The sequence below is a fragment of the Pseudomonas sp. ATCC PTA-122608 genome, from assembly GCF_001952855.1.
In the GTDB taxonomy this organism is placed as follows: domain Bacteria; phylum Pseudomonadota; class Gammaproteobacteria; order Pseudomonadales; family Pseudomonadaceae; genus Aquipseudomonas.
In genome coordinates this window covers 65,411-85,707 of sequence record NZ_LPNO01000012.1, presented here as the reverse complement: position 1 = coordinate 85,707, position 20,297 = coordinate 65,411, and the positions used below count along the sequence as shown (strand labels likewise).

Annotated in this window: 24 protein-coding genes and 1 tRNA gene; 19 read left to right on the top strand and 6 right to left on the bottom strand. The window is 58.4% G+C overall.

The features are described from left to right. The first annotated feature begins 48 nt into the window (after positions 1–48). A complete protein-coding gene (locus AU074_RS12435) occupies positions 49–354 on the top strand; it encodes a YkgJ family cysteine cluster protein (RefSeq protein ID WP_063033124.1) in 306 nt (101 codons plus the stop codon). A gap of 136 nt (positions 355–490) precedes the next feature. Here AU074_RS12435 and AU074_RS12430 read toward each other — a convergent pair whose 3' ends face one another. From AU074_RS12430 to hemA, 6 genes are all read right to left on the bottom strand, one after another. Next, complete coding sequence (locus AU074_RS12430) at positions 491–1,009, bottom strand: acyloxyacyl hydrolase (protein WP_076014973.1); 519 nt, start codon at positions 1,007–1,009, stop codon at positions 491–493. 111 nt (positions 1,010–1,120) lie between these two features. Further along, a complete protein-coding gene (gene murI / locus AU074_RS12425) occupies positions 1,121–1,915 on the bottom strand; it encodes a glutamate racemase (RefSeq protein WP_076014972.1) in 795 nt (264 codons plus the stop codon). After that, positions 1,908–2,663 carry a molybdopterin-synthase adenylyltransferase MoeB gene (locus AU074_RS12420; RefSeq protein WP_076014971.1) on the bottom strand — a complete coding sequence of 252 codons (756 nt, stop codon included), beginning with the start codon at positions 2,661–2,663 and terminating at the stop codon, positions 1,908–1,910. The genes murI and AU074_RS12420 overlap by 8 nt, the downstream gene beginning before the upstream one ends. After that, positions 2,657–3,487: a peptide chain release factor N(5)-glutamine methyltransferase gene (prmC, locus tag AU074_RS12415; RefSeq protein WP_076014970.1), complete on the bottom strand. Its 831-nt coding sequence runs from the start codon at positions 3,485–3,487 to the stop codon at positions 2,657–2,659. Before prmC ends, AU074_RS12420 begins: the two co-directional genes overlap by 7 nt. Next, on the bottom strand, positions 3,488–4,570 hold the full coding sequence (gene prfA, locus AU074_RS12410) for a peptide chain release factor 1 (protein ID WP_003208405.1): 1,083 nt from the start codon (positions 4,568–4,570) through the stop codon (positions 3,488–3,490). Next, positions 4,567–5,856, bottom strand: a complete 1,290-nt coding sequence (gene hemA, locus AU074_RS12405) for a glutamyl-tRNA reductase (RefSeq protein WP_076014969.1) — start codon at positions 5,854–5,856, stop codon at positions 4,567–4,569. Before hemA ends, prfA begins: the two co-directional genes overlap by 4 nt. Positions 5,857–6,159: 303 nt before the next feature. Between hemA and AU074_RS12400 the strand changes: the two genes are divergently transcribed. The 18 genes from AU074_RS12400 to hrpT all read left to right on the top strand — a co-directional run bounded on the left by AU074_RS12400 (position 6,160) and on the right by hrpT (position 20,293). Further along, entirely contained in the window at positions 6,160–7,884 is a 1,725-nt protein-coding gene (locus tag AU074_RS12400) for a tetratricopeptide repeat protein (RefSeq protein WP_076014968.1), read from the top strand. A gap of 4 nt (positions 7,885–7,888) precedes the next feature. Beyond that, positions 7,889–8,506: a lipoprotein insertase outer membrane protein LolB gene (gene lolB / locus AU074_RS12395; protein ID WP_063033130.1), complete on the top strand. Its 618-nt coding sequence runs from the start codon at positions 7,889–7,891 to the stop codon at positions 8,504–8,506. A 1-nt stretch (position 8,507) separates the two neighbouring features. Beyond that, positions 8,508–9,359: a 4-(cytidine 5'-diphospho)-2-C-methyl-D-erythritol kinase gene (gene ispE, locus AU074_RS12390; protein WP_076014967.1), complete on the top strand. Its 852-nt coding sequence runs from the start codon at positions 8,508–8,510 to the stop codon at positions 9,357–9,359. Positions 9,360–9,395: 36 nt separating this feature from the next. Further along, a tRNA-Gln gene (locus AU074_RS12385) sits at positions 9,396–9,470 on the top strand. Positions 9,471–9,515: 45 nt separating this feature from the next. Further along, positions 9,516–10,457, top strand: coding sequence for a ribose-phosphate pyrophosphokinase (locus AU074_RS12380; protein ID WP_003208392.1), 942 nt, complete (start codon positions 9,516–9,518; stop codon positions 10,455–10,457). 138 nt (positions 10,458–10,595) lie between these two features. Then, positions 10,596–11,195, top strand: coding sequence for a 50S ribosomal protein L25/general stress protein Ctc (locus tag AU074_RS12375; protein WP_076014966.1), 600 nt, complete (start codon positions 10,596–10,598; stop codon positions 11,193–11,195). Positions 11,196–11,360: 165 nt separating this feature from the next. Further along, positions 11,361–11,945 (top strand): aminoacyl-tRNA hydrolase, encoded by a 585-nt coding sequence (gene pth / locus AU074_RS12370; protein ID WP_017475979.1) that lies wholly within the window; start codon positions 11,361–11,363, stop codon positions 11,943–11,945. A 23-nt stretch (positions 11,946–11,968) separates the two neighbouring features. After that, a complete protein-coding gene (ychF, locus tag AU074_RS12365; protein ID WP_076014965.1) occupies positions 11,969–13,069 on the top strand; it encodes a redox-regulated ATPase YchF in 1,101 nt (366 codons plus the stop codon). 420 nt (positions 13,070–13,489) lie between these two features. Beyond that, positions 13,490–14,413, top strand: a complete 924-nt coding sequence (locus AU074_RS12360; RefSeq protein ID WP_076014964.1) for a sigma 54-interacting transcriptional regulator — start codon at positions 13,490–13,492, stop codon at positions 14,411–14,413. Between the two features lie 268 nt (positions 14,414–14,681). Beyond that, positions 14,682–14,849 (top strand): hypothetical protein, encoded by a 168-nt coding sequence (locus AU074_RS34055; protein ID WP_159442634.1) that lies wholly within the window; start codon positions 14,682–14,684, stop codon positions 14,847–14,849. A 78-nt stretch (positions 14,850–14,927) separates the two neighbouring features. Then, on the top strand, positions 14,928–15,299 hold the full coding sequence (locus AU074_RS12355) for a hypothetical protein (protein ID WP_076014963.1): 372 nt from the start codon (positions 14,928–14,930) through the stop codon (positions 15,297–15,299). 4 nt (positions 15,300–15,303) lie between these two features. After that, positions 15,304–16,083 (top strand): type III secretion system inner membrane ring lipoprotein SctJ, encoded by a 780-nt coding sequence (gene sctJ / locus AU074_RS12350; protein WP_076014962.1) that lies wholly within the window; start codon positions 15,304–15,306, stop codon positions 16,081–16,083. Between the two features lie 88 nt (positions 16,084–16,171). Beyond that, positions 16,172–16,657, top strand: coding sequence for a type III secretion protein (locus AU074_RS12345; RefSeq protein WP_178106615.1), 486 nt, complete (start codon positions 16,172–16,174; stop codon positions 16,655–16,657). Beyond that, positions 16,635–17,225, top strand: a complete 591-nt coding sequence (gene sctL, locus AU074_RS12340) for a type III secretion system stator protein SctL (protein WP_076014960.1) — start codon at positions 16,635–16,637, stop codon at positions 17,223–17,225. The genes AU074_RS12345 and sctL overlap by 23 nt, the downstream gene beginning before the upstream one ends. Positions 17,226–17,329: 104 nt before the next feature. After that, positions 17,330–17,566 (top strand): hypothetical protein, encoded by a 237-nt coding sequence (locus AU074_RS12335; RefSeq protein ID WP_076014959.1) that lies wholly within the window; start codon positions 17,330–17,332, stop codon positions 17,564–17,566. Next, positions 17,553–17,957, top strand: a complete 405-nt coding sequence (locus AU074_RS12330; protein ID WP_076014958.1) for a hypothetical protein — start codon at positions 17,553–17,555, stop codon at positions 17,955–17,957. Before AU074_RS12335 ends, AU074_RS12330 begins: the two co-directional genes overlap by 14 nt. 15 nt (positions 17,958–17,972) lie before the next feature. Continuing rightward, positions 17,973–20,093 carry a type III secretion system outer membrane ring subunit SctC gene (sctC, locus tag AU074_RS12325; protein ID WP_076014957.1) on the top strand — a complete coding sequence of 707 codons (2,121 nt, stop codon included), beginning with the start codon at positions 17,973–17,975 and terminating at the stop codon, positions 20,091–20,093. Beyond that, entirely contained in the window at positions 20,090–20,293 is a 204-nt protein-coding gene (gene hrpT, locus AU074_RS12320) for an HrpT family type III secretion system protein (protein WP_076014956.1), read from the top strand. Before sctC ends, hrpT begins: the two co-directional genes overlap by 4 nt. The last annotated feature ends 4 nt before the right edge of the window (positions 20,294–20,297 follow it).

Below are 20,297 nucleotides of genomic sequence, written 5' to 3'. Positions count from 1 at the left end.
TCAGGCCTTTTACACACATGCAAGCCGCTTGCCTTACACTGCGCGCCTATGACCAACATCCCCCACACACAAATCGCCGAACCCGCCGTCACCTGCTCCACCTGCGCCGCGTGCTGCTGCCAGCTGGAAGTCATGCTGATCACCGACACTGGCGTGCCTGACCGCTTTATCGATACCGACGATTGGGGCGGCGAAGTCATGCTGCGCCTGGATGATGGTTGGTGCGCGGCGCTGGATCGCGACACGATGATGTGCACGATTTACGAGAAGCGGCCGCTGATCTGCCGGGAGTTCGAGATGGGCGCCCCGGAGTGCATCGATGAGCGCCAGGGGCTTGCGACGGTGTATCGCTGATTTTGAAACCAACGATGAGCAAATGTGGGAGCGGGCTTGCTCGCGAAAGCGGTGTGTCAGTCAACTGATTCGTGGCTGATACACCGCTTTCGCGAGCAAGCCCGCTCCCACAATGGTTTTGCGGTGTTCTGAAGAATTACAGCGGCATCGTGTAGTGCAGCGAATAGCTCTCGACACCATCGTTGTTGCTGCTGATCCCGGCATTGGAGTAATGGGTGGCCCGAATCCCCACTTCACTCCCACCGACAAAGCGCAGGCCAAAGCCCAGTCGGTCTTCAAACTGGAAAGCCTGGCCGATGTTGTTGTCTTCAACCCGCGTGCGGGAGAATACCGCCACGCCGACCCCGGCCTCTATGTATGGCTTCACCTTCTCCCCGGCAAACTCATACACAAACACCGGCGAGAACGACAGGCTGCTGACACTGGCGCGCTTGTCACCGTCCCAATAGGTATACGCGCCGCTCCAGTAACCCGTGAGACGACCCGTGTTGCTCTGCAACCAGCTTTTATCCCAATCCGACGTCAGCCCCAGGCGATAGGTCATGGTCGAATCGCTGGTGCTCCCCACTCCAAATTCCAGACCCGCTGCCTGAGCGGAAAAAGAGTGCCCCAACATGGCGGCCGCAATCGCAGCCAAACAGAACAAGCGCTTCATAAGAAACATCCTTTCCGAACGAAGTTGTATGGTTTTGTACAGGCTAACTTGCTATAGAAGCTGCCGCATAGGCGGAAGTTCAGCGAAAAACAGTGCTATTTCACGTTTTTTTCACACGCCAAAACTACGCACAACGCCGGGGAATTTCCATAGGGTCGGTAGGATATTTCTGAAGTGCTCTGGATCGCCGCTGGTCCAGAACTTTGCAGGCTGCGGACTGCCTGTGGAAAGCAGCTCACGATCATTTAGCAGGCGCTGCAATTGACGCGCTACCGCAGCGCCCGTGTCGATCAGAATGATCGTCGGCGGGAGCATCCCGGCGAGCAGCGGCTTGAGGAATGGGTAGTGGGTGCAGCCGAGGATAATGGTGTCGCAACCGGCAGCGATCAACGGTTCGACATAACCCTGCAACATCACTCGCAAGGCCGGGCTGCCCAGATCGCCGGTCTCGATCAGTTCCACCAGGCCCGGGCACGGCTGGGTAATCACCCGTACATCGGTGGCGAAGCGGTCGAGCAAGGCGGCGAACTTGGCGCTTTGCAGGGTGCCGGTGGTCGCGAGCACTCCGACCACGCCGCTGCGGGTCGCGGCGGCGGCGGGTTTGACCGCCGGCTCCATACCTACCAGCGGCCAGTCGGGATAGTCCTGGCGCAAGTCGGCGACCGCAGCGACAGTCGCCGTGTTGCAGGCAATCACAAAGGCTTTGGCGCCCTTCTCCCGGAAAAATTCCGCCACCCGACGCGAGCGCTCAAGGATGAAGGCCGGGGTTTTCTCGCCGTAAGGGATGTGCCCGCAATCCGCCACGTACAGCAGCGATTCATGGGGCAGCAGGCGCTGGATTTCGTCCAGCACCGACAGGCCACCGACGCCGGAGTCGAACACACCAATCGGCGCGTCCTTAACCATGGTGGCTACCGCAGACGCTGCAACCGGGATCACGCTTGACCCGCAGCTCGCGAAAACGCGTGGTCAGGGCGTCGATCAACAACAGCCTTCCCACCAACGGCTCACCGAAACCAGCCAGCAACTTCAACGCTTCCAGGGCCTGCAGGCTGCCGACCAGGCCCACCAACGGGCCGATGACGCCGGCTTCGCTGCAGGTCAGTTCGGCTTCGCTGCCGTGCCCGTATAAACAGTGGTAGCAAGGGCTTTCGGCGCGGCGCGGGTCGAACACCGACAGCTGGCCTTCAAGCCGAATCGCGGCGCCGCTGACCAGAGGTTTTCCGGCGGCAACACAGGCAGCGTTGACCGCTTCGCGGGTGGAGAAGTTGTCACTGCAATCGAGCACCACGTCGACCGCCGCCACGGCAGCCGCGAGGGAATCGACATCCAGCGCGCGGCGATGAGCGACCAGCTGTATCTCAGGATTGATCGCACTCAGGCGACGAATCGCCGAATCGACCTTGCTCAGGCCGACGCTGTCGGTGTCATGGATGATCTGGCGTTGCAGGTTGGTCAGGTCGACGGTGTCGAAATCCGCCAAATGCAGCTCACCCACACCCGCCGCCGCCAGATACAGCGCCACCGGCGAACCAAGGCCACCGAGCCCGACGATCAGCGCACGGCTGTTTTTCAGACGCAACTGGCCTTCGATGTCGACATGCTGCAACAGAATCTGTCGGCTATAGCGCAACAGCTCCTGATCATTCAGCACGGCCGGCGCCCCAGGGTGATACGTTCGTGGCCACCCAGGTCAATGCGGCTGTGGACTTCCTCGAAGCCTTCCCCCAGCAGCAGGTCGCGCACGGCGGCCGCCTGGTCATAACCGTGTTCCAGCAACAGCCAGCCCGCAGCGTCGAGGTGCGCGGGCGCCTGGGCGATGATCAGCCGCAGGTCGTCCAGGCCATCATGGCCGGCCACCAGCGCGCTGGCCGGCTCAAAGCGCACATCACCGGCCACCAGATGCGGATCGGTGTCGGCTATATAAGGCGGGTTGCTGATGATCAGGTTGTAGGTGTGGCCTTCAAGGGCGCTGAACCAATGGCTGTTCAGCACCGTGGCGTTATTCAGGTGCAGGCGCTGGCGGTTGCGCTCGGCCAGGGCCACGGCTTCCAGCACGCGGTCGACAGCCGTGACTTGCCAGGCCGGGCGTTCGCTGGCCAGGGCCAGGGCAATCGCGCCGCTGCCGGTGCCGAGGTCGAGGACTTTGGCCGGTGTGGCAGGCAGCAATTCCAGGGCGGCTTCCACCAGCATCTCGGTTTCCGGACGCGGGATCAGCGTGTGCGGCGCCACTTCCAGGTCCAGCTTCCAGAAGCCTTGCTGACCGAGGATGTAGGCCACAGGCTCGCCGGTGCGGCGGCGTTGCAGGTAGGCGGCAAAGGTCAGTGCATCTTCGCTGCTGACGATTTTTTCCGGCCAGGTATGCAGGTAGCTGCGGGACTTGCCCAAGGCTGCGGCCAGCAACAATTCCACGTCCAGGCGCGCTGTGGGTGAGTCTGGCAGGTCGGCGGCGCGTATCAGGCTGGCGATAATGGTCATTTATTCACCTATCGCCGCGAGCTGGTCGGCCTGGTATTCGGCCAACAACGGCTCGATCACCGCGTCAACGCCACCGGCGAGGATTTCGTCCAGGGAGTACAGCGTCAGGTTGACACGGTGGTCGGTGACCCGGCCCTGGGCGAAGTTGTAAGTACGGATACGCTCGGAACGGTCGCCCGAGCCGACGAGCAATTTACGCTCGCTGGCAATCGCGTTGGCGGCGGCGCTGGTCTGCTGGTCATTCAGCTTGGCCGACAGCCAGGACATGGCCCGCGCACGGTTCTTGTGCTGGGAGCGTTCTTCCTGGCATTCCACCACGATGCCCGAAGGCAAGTGAGTGATACGGATCGCAGAGTCGGTCTTGTTGACGTGCTGACCACCGGCGCCCGATGAGCGGTAGGTGTCGACCCGCAGGTCTGCCGGGTTGATCTCGATGGCTTCCTGTTCGTCCGGCTCGGGCAATACGGCCACGGTGCAGGCGGAAGTGTGGATGCGACCCTGGGATTCCGTCGCCGGAACCCGCTGCACGCGGTGCACGCCAGACTCGAACTTCAGCTTGCCGTAGACATTCTCGCCTTCAACCCGGGCGATGACTTCTTTATAGCCGCCATGTTCGCCCTCGTTCTCGGACAGGATCTCGACCCGCCAGCCGCGACGCTCGGCATACCGCGAGTACATGCGGAACAAGTCGCCGGAAAAAATCGCCGCCTCGTCGCCACCGGTGCCTGCGCGGATTTCGAGGAACACGTTGCGCCCGTCATTCGGGTCCTTGGGCAGCAGCATGCGTTGCAGGTCGCCTTCCAGTTCGATCAGCTTGTCTTTGGCCTCTCGCACTTCTTCAACGGCCATTTCACGCATGTCCGGGTCGCTATCCTTGAGCAGCGCCTGGGCGCCTTCGAGGTCAGCCTGAACCTTGAGCAACTGTTTATAGGTGCCCACGATCGGTTCAACTTCCGCGTATTCCTTGGAATAAGTGCGGAACTTGGTTTGATCGGAGATGACCTCGCCATCGCCGAGCAAGGCGGTCAGTTCTTCGAAACGGTCCTGAAGGACGTCCAGTTTATTGAGCAGTGACGCTTTCATTGCGGTTTTTTATCCGAAGAGCTTTCTGTCGCGCCCTCACCGAGGGCAAAGAGTTCCTGGGCCATGGCCAGCGCATCAAGGCGGCCTTCGGCGGTAAGCTTTTTCAACTGAACACTGGGGGCGTGCAGCAATTTGTTGGTCAGGCCGCGCGCCAGTTGCATCAGCACGTCTTCGGCGCTGCTGCCATTGGCGAGCATACGCTGGGCCTTGATCAATTCCTCGTCCCGCAGGCGTTCGCCTTGCTGACGGTAGGCCTTGAGCACATCCACCGCTGCCAGTTCACGCAGGCGCACCATGAAATCGTCGGCACCGGTGCTGACCATTTCCTCGGCGGCCTGGGCTGCGCCCTGACGACTCTTGAGGTTTTCGGCGACCACTTCGTGCAGGTCGTCGACGCTGTAGAGATAAACGTCGTCCAACTCGCCGACTTCAGGCTCGATATCCCGGGGAACGGCGATATCCACCATGAAGATCGGCTTGTGCTTGCGCAGTTTCAGGGCACTTTCCACCGCACCCTTGCCGAGGATCGGCAACTGGCTGGCGGTGGAACTGATGACGATGTCGCTGCGCACCAGCTCGGCCGGGATGTCCGAGAGCAACACCGCATGGGCACCGAACTGTTCGGCGAGGATACTGGCGCGCTCCAGGGTGCGGTTGGCGACGACAATACGCTTCACCCCCAGCTCATGCAGATGGCGGGCGACCAGGGTGATGGTCTCGCCGGCGCCGATCAGCAGGGCCTGGCTGCGTTGCAAGTCACTGAAAATCTGTTTGGCCAGGCTGACGGCGGCAAACGCCACGGACACCGGGTTTTCACCGATGGCGGTGTCGGTGCGTACTTGCTTGGCGGAATTGAAGGTAGCCTGGAACAAGCGCCCCAGCAGCGGGCCGATAGTGCCGGCCTCGCGGGCCACGGCGTAGGCCGATTTCATCTGGCCGAGAATCTGCGGTTCGCCCAACACCAGCGAATCAAGCCCGGAGGCGACGCGCATCATGTGACGAACTGCCGCATCCTCTTCGTGCACATAGGCGCTTTGGCGCAGCTCATCGAGGCTCAAATGGTGGTAATCGGCCAGCCAGCGCAGCACCACATCCGCTGAAAGATGTTCCTGCTCTATATAGAGCTCACTGCGATTGCAGGTCGAAAGGATCGCAGCTTCGCGACTGTCGGTGAGCCGGCAGAGCTGCTGCAAGGCCTCAACCAACTGCTCGGGGGTAAAAGCCACGCGCTCGCGGACGTCTACAGAAGCAGTCTTGTGGTTAATACCGAGTGCAAGGAAGGCCATTCAATATCGCTGATGATGTCGGGAAGCCGACAATTGTCCTACTTCGAATGATTCAGAACAACCACCGTAGGCTATTGTCCTAATGCCTTGTGTCTATAAAGGCATCCTGTAGGAGCGAGCTTGCTCGCGAAAAACGCTCACACAACGCGTCAATCCAGAATGAACGCGTTATCGTTGACGATCTTCGCGAGCAAGCTCGCTCCTACAGGGAAAGCAATAAGCGTATTACGGGCGCCCCGGTTATGTTTGGCCGAAGGCTTGTGTCATGATGATCCGACCGCAGGTTAGTCGTCCTCTTCCTATATGAATAGATCTTCCGCGTTGCTCCTTGCTTTTGTCTTCCTCAGCGGCTGCCAGGCCATGGCACCCGTGTCGCCGGACGGTACGCCGCCGGTAGAAGACAGCACCCCCGCCCCTGAAAAGCCCAAGGTTTATTCCTCGTTCAGTGAAGAGACGGTCTTCAGTCTGCTGAGCGCGGAGCTGGCCGGCCAGCGCAATCGTTTCGACATTGCCCTGGATAACTACGTGACCCAGGCCATCAACACTCAGGATCCGGGGATTTCCGAGCGCGCATTTCGTATCGCCGAGTACCTGGGCGCCGATCAGGCCGCCCTGGACACCTCGCTGATCTGGGCGAAAAACGCGCCGGACGATCTCGAAGCGCAACGGGCAGCCGCCATTCAACTGGCCCGCGCCGGGCGCTATGACGACTCCATGGTGTATATGGAGAAAGTCCTGCAGGGCAAGGGCGACACGCATTTCGATTTCCTCGCGCTGTCGGCCGCCGACACCGATCAGGACACCCGCAACGGCCTGATGAAGAGTTTCGACCGCCTGCTGCAGAAACACCCGAACAACAGCCAGCTGATTTTCGGCAAGGCGCTGTTGCTGCAACAGGATGACGAGCCCGAGGCCGCGTTGAAGCTGCTGGAGCAGCATCCACCGGAAGACGGCGAGATAGCGCCGATCCTGCTGCGTGCCCGCCTGCTGCAAAACCTCAACCGCGGCAAGGAAGCGATTCCGCTGCTGGAAAAAAGCATCAAGAAGTACCCGGGCGACAAACGCCTGTTGCTGACCTATGCACGCATGCTGGTTGAACAGGACCGCATGGAAGACGCCAAAGTGCAGTTCGCCAATCTCGTCCAGCAATACCCGGACGATGATGAATTGCGTTACTCCCTGGCGCTGGTGTGCCTGGAAGCCAAGGCGTGGGATGAGGCCAAGGGTTACCTGGAAGACTTGATCGCCCGCGAGAGCCACGTCGATTCGGCGCACCTGAACCTTGGCCGCATCGCTGAAGAGCGTAACGACCCGCAGGCCGCACTGCTTGAGTACGCCCAGGTTGGCCCCGGCAATGATTACCTGCCGGCGCAACTGCGCCAGGCCGATATCCTGATGAACAACGGCCGCACCGACGAGGCGGAAAAACGCCTGGCTGCCGCACGGGATGCCGAGCCGGACTACGCGATTCAGTTGTACCTGATCCAGGCCGAGACTTTGTCGGCCAACAAGCAAGGCGATCGCGCCTGGAAAATCCTCCAGCAAGCCTTGCTGCAATACCCGGACGACCTGAACCTGCTGTACACCCGCGCCATGCAGGCGGAAAAACGCAATGACCTGGCGCAGATGGAAAAAGACCTGCGCCTGATCATCAAGCGCGACCCGGACAACGCCATGGCACTGAACGCCCTGGGCTACACCTTGTCCGACCGTACAACGCGCTACGCCGAAGCCAAGGAGCTGATTGAAAAGGCTCACCAGTTGAACCCGGAAGACCCGGCCGTACTCGATAGCCTCGGCTGGGTAAATTACCGCCTGGGCAACCTGGACGAAGCCGAACGCTTGCTGCGCCAGGCGCTGGAGCGCTTCCCCGACCAGGAAGTGGCCGCACACCTGGGCGAAGTGCTCTGGGCCAATGGCAAACAGCGCGAAGCGCGACAAATCTGGGAGAAGTTCCTCAAGGAACAACCCGAAAGCCCAATCCTGCGCAGCACCATCAAGCGCCTGACCGGATCCGAGACCCTTTAATTTTATGTTTTTGCGCCACGTCATCGTTTTCAGCTTTATCGCCCTGCTCGCCGGCTGTTCAGGCCTTGGCACCCGTGAATCTGTCGAAGGCCCGGGCAACCCGGCGCAATGGCAGCAGCACAAGGATCAACTGAGCAGCCTTGATGGCTGGCAGATCGAGGGCAAGGTCGGCATTCGCGCCCCGAAAGATTCGGGCAGCGGCACCCTGTTCTGGTTGCAACGCCAGGACTATTACGACATTCGCCTGTCCGGCCCGCTGGGCCGCGGTGCAGCACGCCTGACCGGCCGACCGGGGCAAGTCAGCCTGGAAGTGGCCAATCAGGGCCGCTTTGAGGCGCCGACACCGGAAGCCCTGCTGGAAGAACAGATGGGCTGGAAACTCCCCGTATCGCACCTGGTGTGGTGGGTGCGCGGTCTTCCCGCGCCAGACAGCAAGAGCCGCCTGAGCCTCAATGGCGACAGCCGCCTGGCTTCGCTGGAGCAGGATGGCTGGCAGGTCGAGTACCTGAGCTATGTGCAACAGAACGGTTACTGGCTGCCCGAGCGCATCAAGCTGCACGGCACCGACCTTGACGTCACGCTGGTGATCAAGGACTGGCAACCTCGCAAACTGGGGCAGTGACATGACCGCGCAACGTCTGACCCTGCCCTCCCCGGCCAAACTGAATTTGATGCTGCACATTCTCGGTCGCCGTGAAGACGGCTATCACGAGCTGCAGACTATTTTTCAATTTCTTGACTACGGCGATGAGCTGACTTTCGCCGTTCGTGATGACGGCGTGATTCAACTGCACACCGAATTCGAAGGCGTGCCTCACGACAGCAACCTGATTGTGAAGGCCGCAAAAAAACTTCAGGAACAATCCGGTTGCCCATTGGGCATCGACATCTGGATCGAAAAAATCCTGCCCATGGGTGGCGGCATCGGTGGCGGCAGCTCGAATGCCGCGACAACGTTGCTCGGCCTGAATCACTTGTGGCAGCTGGGCTGGGACCACGATCGCCTGGCGGCGCTGGGCCTGACACTGGGCGCGGACGTCCCGGTTTTCGTGCGTGGGCACGCCGCTTTTGCCGAAGGCGTGGGGGAGAAACTCACCCCTGTAGACCCCGAAGAGCCGTGGTATGTGGTGCTTGTTCCGCAAGTATCTGTAAGTACAGCAGAAATTTTTTCAGATCCACTGTTGACACGTAACTCTCCTCCCATTAAAGTGCGCCCCGTTCCCAAGGGAAACAGTCGAAATGACTGCTTACCGGTTGTAGCAAGGCGTTATCCAGATGTACGTAACGCTTTGAATTTGCTAGGTAATTTTACCGAAGCAAAATTAACCGGAACTGGAAGTTGTGTGTTTGGGGGCTTCCCAAGCAAAGCTGAAGCTGATAAAGTCTCGGCCCTTCTTACAGAGACCCTTACAGGGTTTGTAGCAAAGGGAAGCAACGTTTCGATGTTGCATCGCAAGCTGCAAAGTCTGCTCTAAAGGAACCGAGTACTGGGTACTCGTTGCAACAGATACAGGGGCGTCGCCAAGCGGTAAGGCAGCAGGTTTTGATCCTGCCATGCGTTGGTTCGAATCCAGCCGCCCCTGCCATTTTCTATACTCATCCAGGTTACCCTCAGCCTCTAGGTACTGCGCGTGTCCAAGATGATGGTCTTTACGGGGAATGCCAACCCCGATCTGGCTCGGCGTGTTGTACGTCAGCTGCATATCCCTCTCGGTGACATCTCTGTCGGTAAATTCTCCGACGGCGAAATTACAGCCGAGATCAATGAAAACGTTCGCGGTAAAGACGTCTTCATTATTCAGCCGACTTGCGCTCCGACCAACGATAACCTGATGGAACTCGTCGTGATGGCTGATGCCTTCCGCCGCTCCTCAGCGACTCGAATCACAGCTGTAATCCCTTACTTTGGTTATGCCCGTCAGGATCGCCGTCCGCGTTCCGCACGTGTGGCTATCAGCGCGAAAGTCGTTGCTGACATGCTGACCGTGGTAGGCATCGACCGTGTTCTCACGGTTGACCTGCACGCTGACCAAATCCAGGGGTTCTTCGATATTCCAGTAGATAACATCTACGGCTCCCCCGTCCTGGTGGATGACATCGAAGACCAGCGCTTTGAAAACCTGATGATCGTGTCCCCGGACATTGGTGGCGTCGTGCGTGCACGGGCTGTTGCCAAATCCCTGGGCGTGGATCTCGGGATCATCGACAAACGCCGTGAGAAAGCCAATCACTCTGAAGTGATGCATATCATCGGTGATGTCGAAGGGCGTACCTGTATTCTGGTTGATGACATGGTCGACACCGCCGGCACCCTGTGCCACGCGGCGAAAGCCTTGAAAGAGCACGGTGCAGCAAAAGTCTTCGCCTACTGCACACACCCTGTGCTGTCGGGCCGAGCGATCGAGAACATCGAGAACTCAATGCTGGACGAACTGGTGGTGACTAACACCATCCCGTTGTCCGCTGCCGCTCAAGCCTGTTCGCGTATCCGTCAACTGGATATCGCACCGGTAGTTGCCGAAGCGGTTCGCCGCATCAGCAACGAAGAATCGATCAGCGCGATGTTCCGTTAAGGGTAAAACCTTAGCGACATCAACCTGACGAAAAGCGCCCCGCCCCAGCATTCTGTTGGGGCGGGGCTTTTTTGCCCATATCGCCTTTAGCGCTGGTCGCAAACGCTAGGGCGAATGTGGTTATTTTGGAGATACAACATGAACGATTTTACTTTGAATGCTGAACTGCGTTCCGACCTGGGGAAAGGTGCGAGCCGCCGCCTGCGTCGTCTCGCAAGCCTGGTTCCAGCTGTAGTTTACGGTGGCGAAAAAGCCCCTGAATCCATCAGCATGCTGGCTAAAGAAGTCGCCAAACTGCTCGAAAACGACGCGGCTTACAGCCACATCATCGAGCTGAACGTTGGCGGCACCAAGCAGAACGTCATCATCAAGGCACTGCAACGCCACCCAGCTAAAGGCCACGTGCTGCACGCTGACTTCGTACGCGTAGTAGCTGGTCAGAAACTGACCGCTATCGTGCCTGTGCACTTCGTTGGTGAAGAAGCTCCGGTCAAGAAAGGCGGCGAAGTTTCGCACCTTATCGCCGACATCGAAGTGACCTGCCTGCCGAAAGATCTGCCTGAGTTCATCGAAGTCGACTTGTCGGCTCTGGAAATCGGCGCGATCGTTCACCTGTCCGACCTCAAGGCTCCTAAAGGCGTTGAGTTCGTTGCACTGGCTCACGGTGACGACAAAGCTGTTGCAAACGTACACGCTCCACGCGTTGCACCAGAAGCTGAAGAAGGCGCTGCAGAGTAATTCACTCTGTAATGCCGGAGCTTGAGGAAACATCGCGGACCGGAACGTAGCGAGAAAGCGGGCGAGAATGCGAAGTTGGCCTCTAACGGTTACTAAGCTTTTGTCGTCCACTTTCGCCGCACCAACGGCGATGTTATCCACAACTCCAAAGGAAGGGCCCCTGTCGTGACTGCCATTAAACTGATCGTTGGCCTGGGAAATCCAGGCGCCGAATACGAACAGACCCGGCATAACGCGGGGGCCCTTTTTGTTGAGCGCATCGCCCACGCACAAGGTGTAAACCTTACGGCCGATCGCAAATATTTTGGCCTGACCGGACGCTTTTCGCATCAGGGTCAGGATGTTCGTCTGTTGATTCCCACCACCTACATGAACCGCAGCGGCCAGGCTGTCGCGGCGCTTGCGGGCTTCTTCCGGATCAAACCCGAAGAAATCCTGGTGGCCCATGACGAACTTGACCTGCCACCCGGCGTTGCCAAGCTCAAGCAAGGCGGCGGGCATGGCGGGCATAATGGCCTGCGCGACATCATCGCGCAGTTGGGCAATCAGAATACGTTTTACCGCTTGCGGCTTGGCATTGGCCACCCGGGCGTTGCCAGTATGGTTTCAAATTTCGTCCTGGGTCGTGCGCCACGCGCCGAACAGGAAAAACTCGATGCCAGCATCGATTTTGCCCTCGGCGTGCTGCCGGATATCTTCGCCGGTGAATGGAACCGTGCGATGAAAAACCTGCACAGCCAGAAGGCCTGACTCTTTACCCGAGGGGAAACACCATGGGATTCAATTGCGGCATCGTCGGCCTACCTAACGTCGGCAAGTCCACCCTGTTCAACGCCCTGACCAAATCCGGTATTGCGGCGGAGAACTTCCCCTTCTGCACCATCGAGCCGAACACCGGTATCGTGCCGATGCCCGATACACGCCTGGACGCCCTGGCGGCCATCGTGAATCCAAAGCGCATCCTGCCGACCACCATGGAGTTCGTCGACATCGCAGGCCTGGTAGCCGGCGCGTCGAAAGGTGAAGGCCTGGGCAACAAGTTCCTCGCCAACATCCGTGAGACCGATGCCATCGCGCACGTGGTCCGCTGCTTCGAAGACGAGAACGTGATTCACGTCTCCAACAGCGTCGACCCGAAACGCGACATCGAGATCATCGACCTGGAACTGATCTTCGCCGACCTCGACAGCTGCGAAAAGCAACTGCAAAAGGTCACGCGCAACGCCAAGGGCGGCGACAAGGACGCAGTGGTCCAGAAAGCCTTGCTGGAGCAGCTGATTGCCCACTTCACCCTGGGCAAGCCGGCACGCAGCCTGATGAAGAGCATGAGCACCGACGAAAAGGCCGTGATCAAGGGCTTTCACCTACTGACCACCAAGCCTGTGATGTACATCGCCAACGTCGCTGAAGACGGTTTCGAGAACAATCCGCTGCTCGACGTGGTCCTGGCCATTGCCGAAGAAGAAGGCGCGATCGTTGTTCCGGTCTGCAACAAGATCGAAGCGGAAATCGCCGAGCTGGAAGACGGCGAAGAGAAAGACATGTTCCTCGAGGCCCTGGGCCTGGAAGAGCCTGGCCTGAATCGCGTGATCCGCGCCGGCTACGAAATGCTGCACCTGCAGACCTACTTCACCGCCGGTGTTGAAGAAGTCCGCGCCTGGACCGTCAAGGTCGGTGCCACTGCCCCGCAAGCCGCTGGCGTGATCCACACCGACTTCGAAAAAGGCTTCATCCGTGCCGAAGTCATCGCCTACAACGACTTCATCCAGTTCAAGGGTGAAGCCGGTGCCAAGGAAGCCGGTAAATGGCGCCTGGAAGGCAAGGAATACATCGTCAAGGATGGCGACGTGATGCACTTCCGCTTCAACGTGTAAGCGACACCTGCGGCCTATGCCGCAAAACAAAAAGCCGATGCACTGCATCGGCTTTTTTGTGGACAAACGCTTTTGAATAGATAAAAGGCGCGGCGACACAGTTATTAACTTTATATATTAAAAAACAAAAACACTCACAACACTAATTGACAACCAATAGGTAGCAAAAAAGATCTTCAGATTCAAAAATCCGCAGTCACTTTCGGATTTATCCTTAACACAATGAGAAATATAACTCACACCGTTACTTGCCTTCTTATTACCTCGCCCACCCTTAACCTTTCTTGCGCATCGAGCGCTACGGCTTAACTACCCGCTCAAGATGACAAACCCGATATTTTCCGATTTACTTCCGGACGTTCGAAAGGACTCAAAAAGTCTAACAACAGTGATGCGATCCAATATTGGAGTAATAACAATATGTCGGTCTCCTATCACACTGAGGATGTATCAAACTCACCCCTTACCGAATGCCCTTGTATAGAAGCCACTCTCCGTAATACCGCCACCCTTAATATCGATATGCTACTGCTGGGAGAAACCGGAACAGGTAAAGACACGTTGGCACACCGCATACATATCCTGTCTCGGAGAAAGGGCAACTTTGTTGCCGTCAACTGCGCGGCGATACCGGAAAGCCTGGCTGAAAGCCAACTGTTTGGTGTCAACAGCGGGGCCTATACCGGTGCGATGCAATCCCGGGCCGGATTTGTCGAGGCCGCCCACTTGGGTACCTTATATCTTGATGAAATTGACAGCATGCCGCTCAACCTGCAGGCCAAGCTACTGCGCGTATTGGAGTGCCGGGGTGTAGAACGCCTGGGCTCCACGCGGTTTATCCCGGTGGACATGCGGGTCATCGCCTCTGCACAGCAGTCACTGCATGAAATGGTCGAACAGGGAGCGTTCAGGCGCGACCTTTACTTTCGCCTGAACGTAGTCGATATCAAGCTCCCGCCATTGCGCGAACGCCGTGAGCGGATTGTGCCGTTGTTTCTGAACATGATCCGCGAAGAGTCAGAGCACTTTAAGTGCCCTGCTCCCTCGCCGCCCAGTGCGCTGCTGCAACGATTACTGTGCCATCACTGGCCGGGCAATGTCCGTGAACTGCGCTCGACGGCCAAGCGATTTGTGTTGGGCCTGCCGCCGCTTTCAGAGTCGACACAGGACCACCAGGAGACAGAAACAGGCCTCAAGGAACGGCTGCAACAAATCGAGAAGTCATTGATTGAAGATGCCTTACGACGGCACGGGCGCAATGTGGACGTAGTCGCCGTCGAATTGGGGGTTGCCAAGCGAACGCTCTACTACCGGATGAAGCAGCTCGAAATATCCCTGGCATGAGCGTCTGGAGCGTGACGGAAGTGCTCTCTTCGTAACTTTTTGCACAAATGCAGAAACAATATCGGCTCGGCCGTCACTCGCAAACCTGTATAAACCATCGGCCTCAATCTATACAAGAAACAATTTAAAACAAGTCCACTCAGTCAAACTGGAACGCTCCATACCTCCTCAACCACCTATAAATTGAGCAACATCGTCGCTCACCCCGTTACGATAGCGAGTATGCGCGCTATCTGAATCTTTTCTTAACACATACGAAAGGTGACATATGTCCACAATCGGTTCCGCAGGCGGCCTTAGTGCCGGCAACCAAGCACAACTGGACCGGCTCAACGCAGATAAAGAAAAGAAAATTGTCGAAGAAGCTGCAAAAACGGCCGAGCAAGAACTTACTACAGCGAAAGCAGGGCGCGTTAAATCATTGAGATTCGCCTAAGTAAGGAAGCTCTCCTCAGCTCAACGGCTGAGGAGATCTTCACAGGAGCAGCAATCGATACATTCGCTGGAGGTTCATGTGGATATTCCCCACACCGACATAGAGTTTTCACAACGCAGGAACATCACCACGTGGCCTGATACGCCAACCGCAATCAACCGGACTTCCGACACTCATTTTTTCAACGCAGAGCTAAGCCAGACCAAACCGCATGGAAGAGAAAGCGCGACTACCCTGGCGGCGCCCCTTTCACTCTTGGGCGCCACGGCGTCGACGACGCTGCCAAGCCGCATCGCCAAGGGGTTTCGGGATGCGAGCCAGAACAAGAACACCAGGGAAGCCAACGAGTTTCCCCAGTCGCTTGTCGACGGGCACCTCGAGGTGACGGCAAAGGTGAAGGTACTGAGCGCGGTTACAAAAGGCATCGAAAAAGTCTCGAACATGGGGTAGGTGCATGTACCGCCGTCTAAGCACCACATTACTTTTTTCGGCACTGCTGATGCTGGCAGGCTGCGGAGAAAGTGTAGAGCTGCACCGCAATCTATCCGAGCAGGAAGCCAATGAAGTCATCGCGGAACTGGCAGACAAACAGATCCGTGCCCAGAAGGTTCCGGCAAAGGACGGAGTAACTGTTCGCGTCAGGACGGGGGACATCAGCCGGGCTGTGCGTACTCTGGAAGCTGTCGGACTGCCCAAGGTGGCCCGTTCGACATTGGGGGACATCTTCCGCAAGGAAGGCGTGATCTCCACGCCGCTGGAGGAGCGCGCACGTTACATCTACGCGCTGTCCCAGGAACTGGAAGCGACCTTGTCAAATATAGACGGTGTGATCGTTGCACGCGTACATGTGGTGCTGCCTGAGCGGGTGGCGCCCGGCGAGCCGGTACAGCCGGCATCCGCTTCCGTGTTCATCAAGCATGATCTGCGGCTGGACCCTGACAATATCAATGCGCGGGTGCGCAGGATGGTAGCCAGCGGTATTCCCGGCATGGCCTCAGCCCTCGAAAACACGACAAAACTGACCGTCATTTTCGTACCGGCCACCGCCTATACCGAGAAGCAAAAGCTCACCTACCTCGGCCCTTTTCTGGTACCGGAGCAAGACCTTGGATTCTGGCGCACCAGCATCATGGCGCCTCTGGTGGCCCTTGTGCTGGGAGGCATTGCGTGGCTGGTCTGGCGCCGCAGGGCAACGCGCGCACCCGCGCCCGCAATAGCCCATGCCCATGAGTGAAAATCTCACTTGGGTACGGTGGTGGGCTTCCCCCTGGGAGAAGGCCCACCAGGATTGGCGCACGCAAACAGGCTTTGTGGAAACAGCGGTGCTTTCACGCAGCCACCATGCACGGGTGAGTCACCTGTTCGGCATAAACCCCGAACTCCCCCCGTCCCCTTCTCCGACCTTGCTGCAACTGGTGCTGATCTGCGCACAACAGCGCGACCTCGTCCTGATACTGGTCAATGAGGTGTGCAACGCTCCCGGCGACAGTGGGTTGAATCAGGAACAGCTTATTTGGTGCCAGCGACTGGCCAAAGCCCTGGGACCAGACCCAATACCCGTCAACGTCGACGATCCGTTGCAGTACCTGCGTGCATGGGTGGCCCCCGTGATCTGGCAGCGACTGCGCTTGAGCTTTGCCCGCTCACGGATACTTCAGGTGGAGCAGCATCCCAAGCTGACAGACCCCCATGGCCGCCTGGATACCCTTTGGCAAGCCGCGCTTTGGCGCACCGCCTCCAACCCTTCCGATGATGCCCTGCGGGCGCGTAGCGAGAACGCCGACCATGTTTTGTACCCGCAAGATTGAGCTGCACACCGTACCCTCCAACCTTCCGGCGGCCCTGATTCCTAGAGAAATGCTGGCTGAGCATGCCCAGGCCCGTCACCTGCTCGAACGCGCCGAAGCCCAGGCGCAAACGCTCATAAGCCAAGCCGAAGCCCATTGCGAGCACATACTGGAAAGCGCAGGCAACGCGTTCTGGCAACGCGCCAATGCCCAGCTGCTTCACTGGGAGTTAGAACGCCAGGCGATGCACGACAACCTGGAACACACCGCCACCTCAGTCATTAACAGCGCCATTCGAAACTTGCTGGAAGACACCCTGCCCGCTCAATGTGTTAGTGCGCTGCTCAATAAACTGCTGGATGCCCAATTGCCAACGGTCAAGGCAAGCCTGCTGTGCAATCCGTTGGACCGCGAACATGTCGAGCAATGGCTCGGTCGCCATTGCGGTGTGCCATGGACGCTTCGGGTTGAAAACGGGCTGCCCGCCCGGTCGCTGGTGCTTGAAACCGACGATGGTGGGTTTCACATCAATTGGACGGATGCCCTGAATAACCTGATGGCACCTCCCGCCAAGGCAAAAACCAAGTGAGGATTTCTCTGCGTAAAAGCGTTTTGTAAATAAATAGGTCCATCGATGGAACCGGTCACAAATCAGGCACCACACAGAGGGAGAAACCCACCGGAGATACATCGATGAATAGCAATGACTACTTGCTCAAAAAGCTCTACAGGCAACAAGTCCATAGCGAAAAACACCTCGATCAAATCAAGGCCGATGCGCTGAATAGTCAAGGGCACGAAGAAAGCATGCAACTCTTCGAACAGTTGCTTGAAACGAAGTCCAACCTTGTTACCAACTATTCGCTGAGTTCGACCTATTCCAGCTACAGGCAAGAAACGCTGAAAGCTGCCATCAATGTCGTCCAGTAGCTGGCACCAAACGTTGTTCGACTGCTTGCGTGGTCGCGAACAGCAGGTTCTGCTGCTTGAGGAGAATGACGAGGTCAACATGTATCGCGATGAACAACACGTATTGCTACGTGTTCAGCTGACCGAACCGCACCTCGAAATCCCGCTGCAATCCTGGAGCCGCCTGGGCCAGTCCAGCCTGGCACATTTCCAGGGCGCGCTGGCCTTGGCTCCCACAACCGGCTACCTCTGGTTGCAGCAATCCCTGCCACGGGATTGCAGCCAGGAACACGTGTTGAAATCCCTTGAAGCCCTTCTCAACCAACGCGACACCTGGCGCAGTGTCGTTGCGCGCCTGACAAGGCCCGAGCGCAAGTTCCAGCCCACCTCATTACGTAAACTGCCGCACTGAAACAGAGAGTCCGTCATGTATAACAAGACCCACAAGCGCACTGTCTTGCGATTACGCTCGCCCATTGGTGTAGCCAAACGCGCTCACTGGCGTTGCCTGTTCGCGCTGCTCTGCTTGGCCCCCCTGGAAAGCACCCTCGCCGCCGTCCCCGCCGAATGGAAAAACACCGCCTTCGCGTATGAAGCCGAACACAAGCCGCTGCGGGATGTGCTGGAAGACTTCGCCCAGTCGTTTGGCACGCAACTGCAAATCGACGGCCTGCTGGAAGGCAACGTCAATGGCAAGATACGCGCCAATACCCCGCAATCGCTGCTCGACAGGCTTGGCGTAGAGCATCGCTTCCAGTGGTACCTGTACAACAACACGCTGTACATCAGCACCCTGGACCAACAAGAGTCAGCGCGACTGGAAGTCTCTTCCGAGACCCTCGCCGACCTCAAGCAGGCCCTGACCGATATTGGCCTGCTCGACAGCCGGTTTGGCTGGGGAGAGTTGTCCGACGATGGCGTGGTGCTGGTCTCGGGCCCCAAGCGCTATATCGAGCAGATCAAGCAATTCAGCAGCCAGCGCAAATCTCCCGATGAAAAGCAGAGCATCCTCAGTTACCCGCTGAAATTCGCCAATGCCGCGGACCGTCCGATTGATTATCGCGGTGAAAAACTGATCATTCCCGGCGTCGCCACCATGCTGCGCGGATTGTTGGAACCTCGCCCCGCTTCGACGCTATCGACGCTGAGCCAACGCCCCGGCTCAGCCTCACAGCCCTCGCCCATCACGCCGAGCTTTCCACGGTTGGGCAACCCGATGCTGGGGCAGATGCTCGGCACGGCAATCAACCCGGGGCAATTGGACAGCGGCATGTCGCTCACTCCACGGGCACCGGCTCCCAGCAGTAAAATCCGGGTCGAAGCCGATGTGCGCAATAACGCCGTGCTGATCTATGACCTGCCGGAACGCCAGGCGATGTACCGCGATCTGATCGCCCGGCTCGACGTAGCGCGCAAGCTGGTAGAAATCGACGCAATCATCCTCGATATCGAACGCACTCAATTACGCGAATTCGGGGTCAATTGGGGCTTTCAAAACAGCCGCTTTCGTGGCGGCGTGAACATGGCCCCCGGAACGTCATCGCAACTGTCGATCGAAAACCGCGACCGCTTCTATGCCGATGTACGCGCCCTGGAGCAGCGTGGTCTGGCGACGATGGTGTCCAACCCGTCGGTGCTCACCCTGGAAAACCAACCGGCGGTGATTGATTTCAATCGCACTCAATACCTGACTGCCGGCGCGGAAGTCGCAACCATCCTGCCCATCACCGTTGGCACCAGTTTTCAGGTTGTGCCCAGGGTGATCACAAGCCGGGGTCAACACCAGATTCATCTGGTGGTGGACATCGAAGACGGTAACTTCGATGAATCGAACCCCGAGCGTATCGGCCCCGATGTGCGCCGGGGCAAGGTCAGTACCCAGGCGGTGATGGCGGAGAAGCGCTCGCTGGTGGTCGGTGGTTTCCATGTCACCGAAAGAACCGACAAGCAGAACAAAATACCGCTGCTGGGCAAAGCGCTGTTTTCCTCCACCGAACGCCAGAACAACCGGCGCGAGCGCCTGTTTATCCTGACCCCGCGGGTCATCGGAGATCAGGCCGACCCTTCACGCTACTTGCCACAGGAAGACCAGGCCGAACTGCAGGCGGCGCTCAAGCCTCTGGCCAGGCGCTATGCCGAGCATCAACCGGTGATCAAGCGCAGCGACATCACCAGCACCCTGGCTCACCTCGTCAGCGGGCAAGTGCCCAGGGGGTTCAAGGCCGCGCCGATGCCACTTGGCCTGAATACCTTGTGCGCCACCCGGGACCTGTTGGCCCTCAATACCGAGCGCAGCCAGTGGTACGCCGGCCCGCAGTTCACCGTAGCGGTGGTGGTGCTGCGCAACCAGTTCAATCGCCACGTGCGCATTGATGAAAAGGAATGCAGCAACTCCCAGACCCTGGCAGTCAGCGTCTGGCCACGTGCCTGGCTCAAGCCGGGCGAAGAGGCTGAAGTGTTTATCGCCATCCGCCCTGTCATCAAAGACGAGCACATCGGCGTGCCCCGCCCTTCCCTGCTCACGCCTGCCCGGAGCAACCCACAATGAAACGACAACTGTCCTGCGCCACCTTGATTGGCCTGGCCCTGCTCATCGTCGGTTGCACGCCAACGTGCAAGGGCGACTCCTGCTCACGCCCACAATCCAGCGCCGATAAAATGGTGGTCTGGTGGCCGCCACAGATGCGCGTAGAAGCCGGCCCGGCCGGCGAGCGGTCGGATTATCAGACCATATCCCTGGAGCGGTGAACCC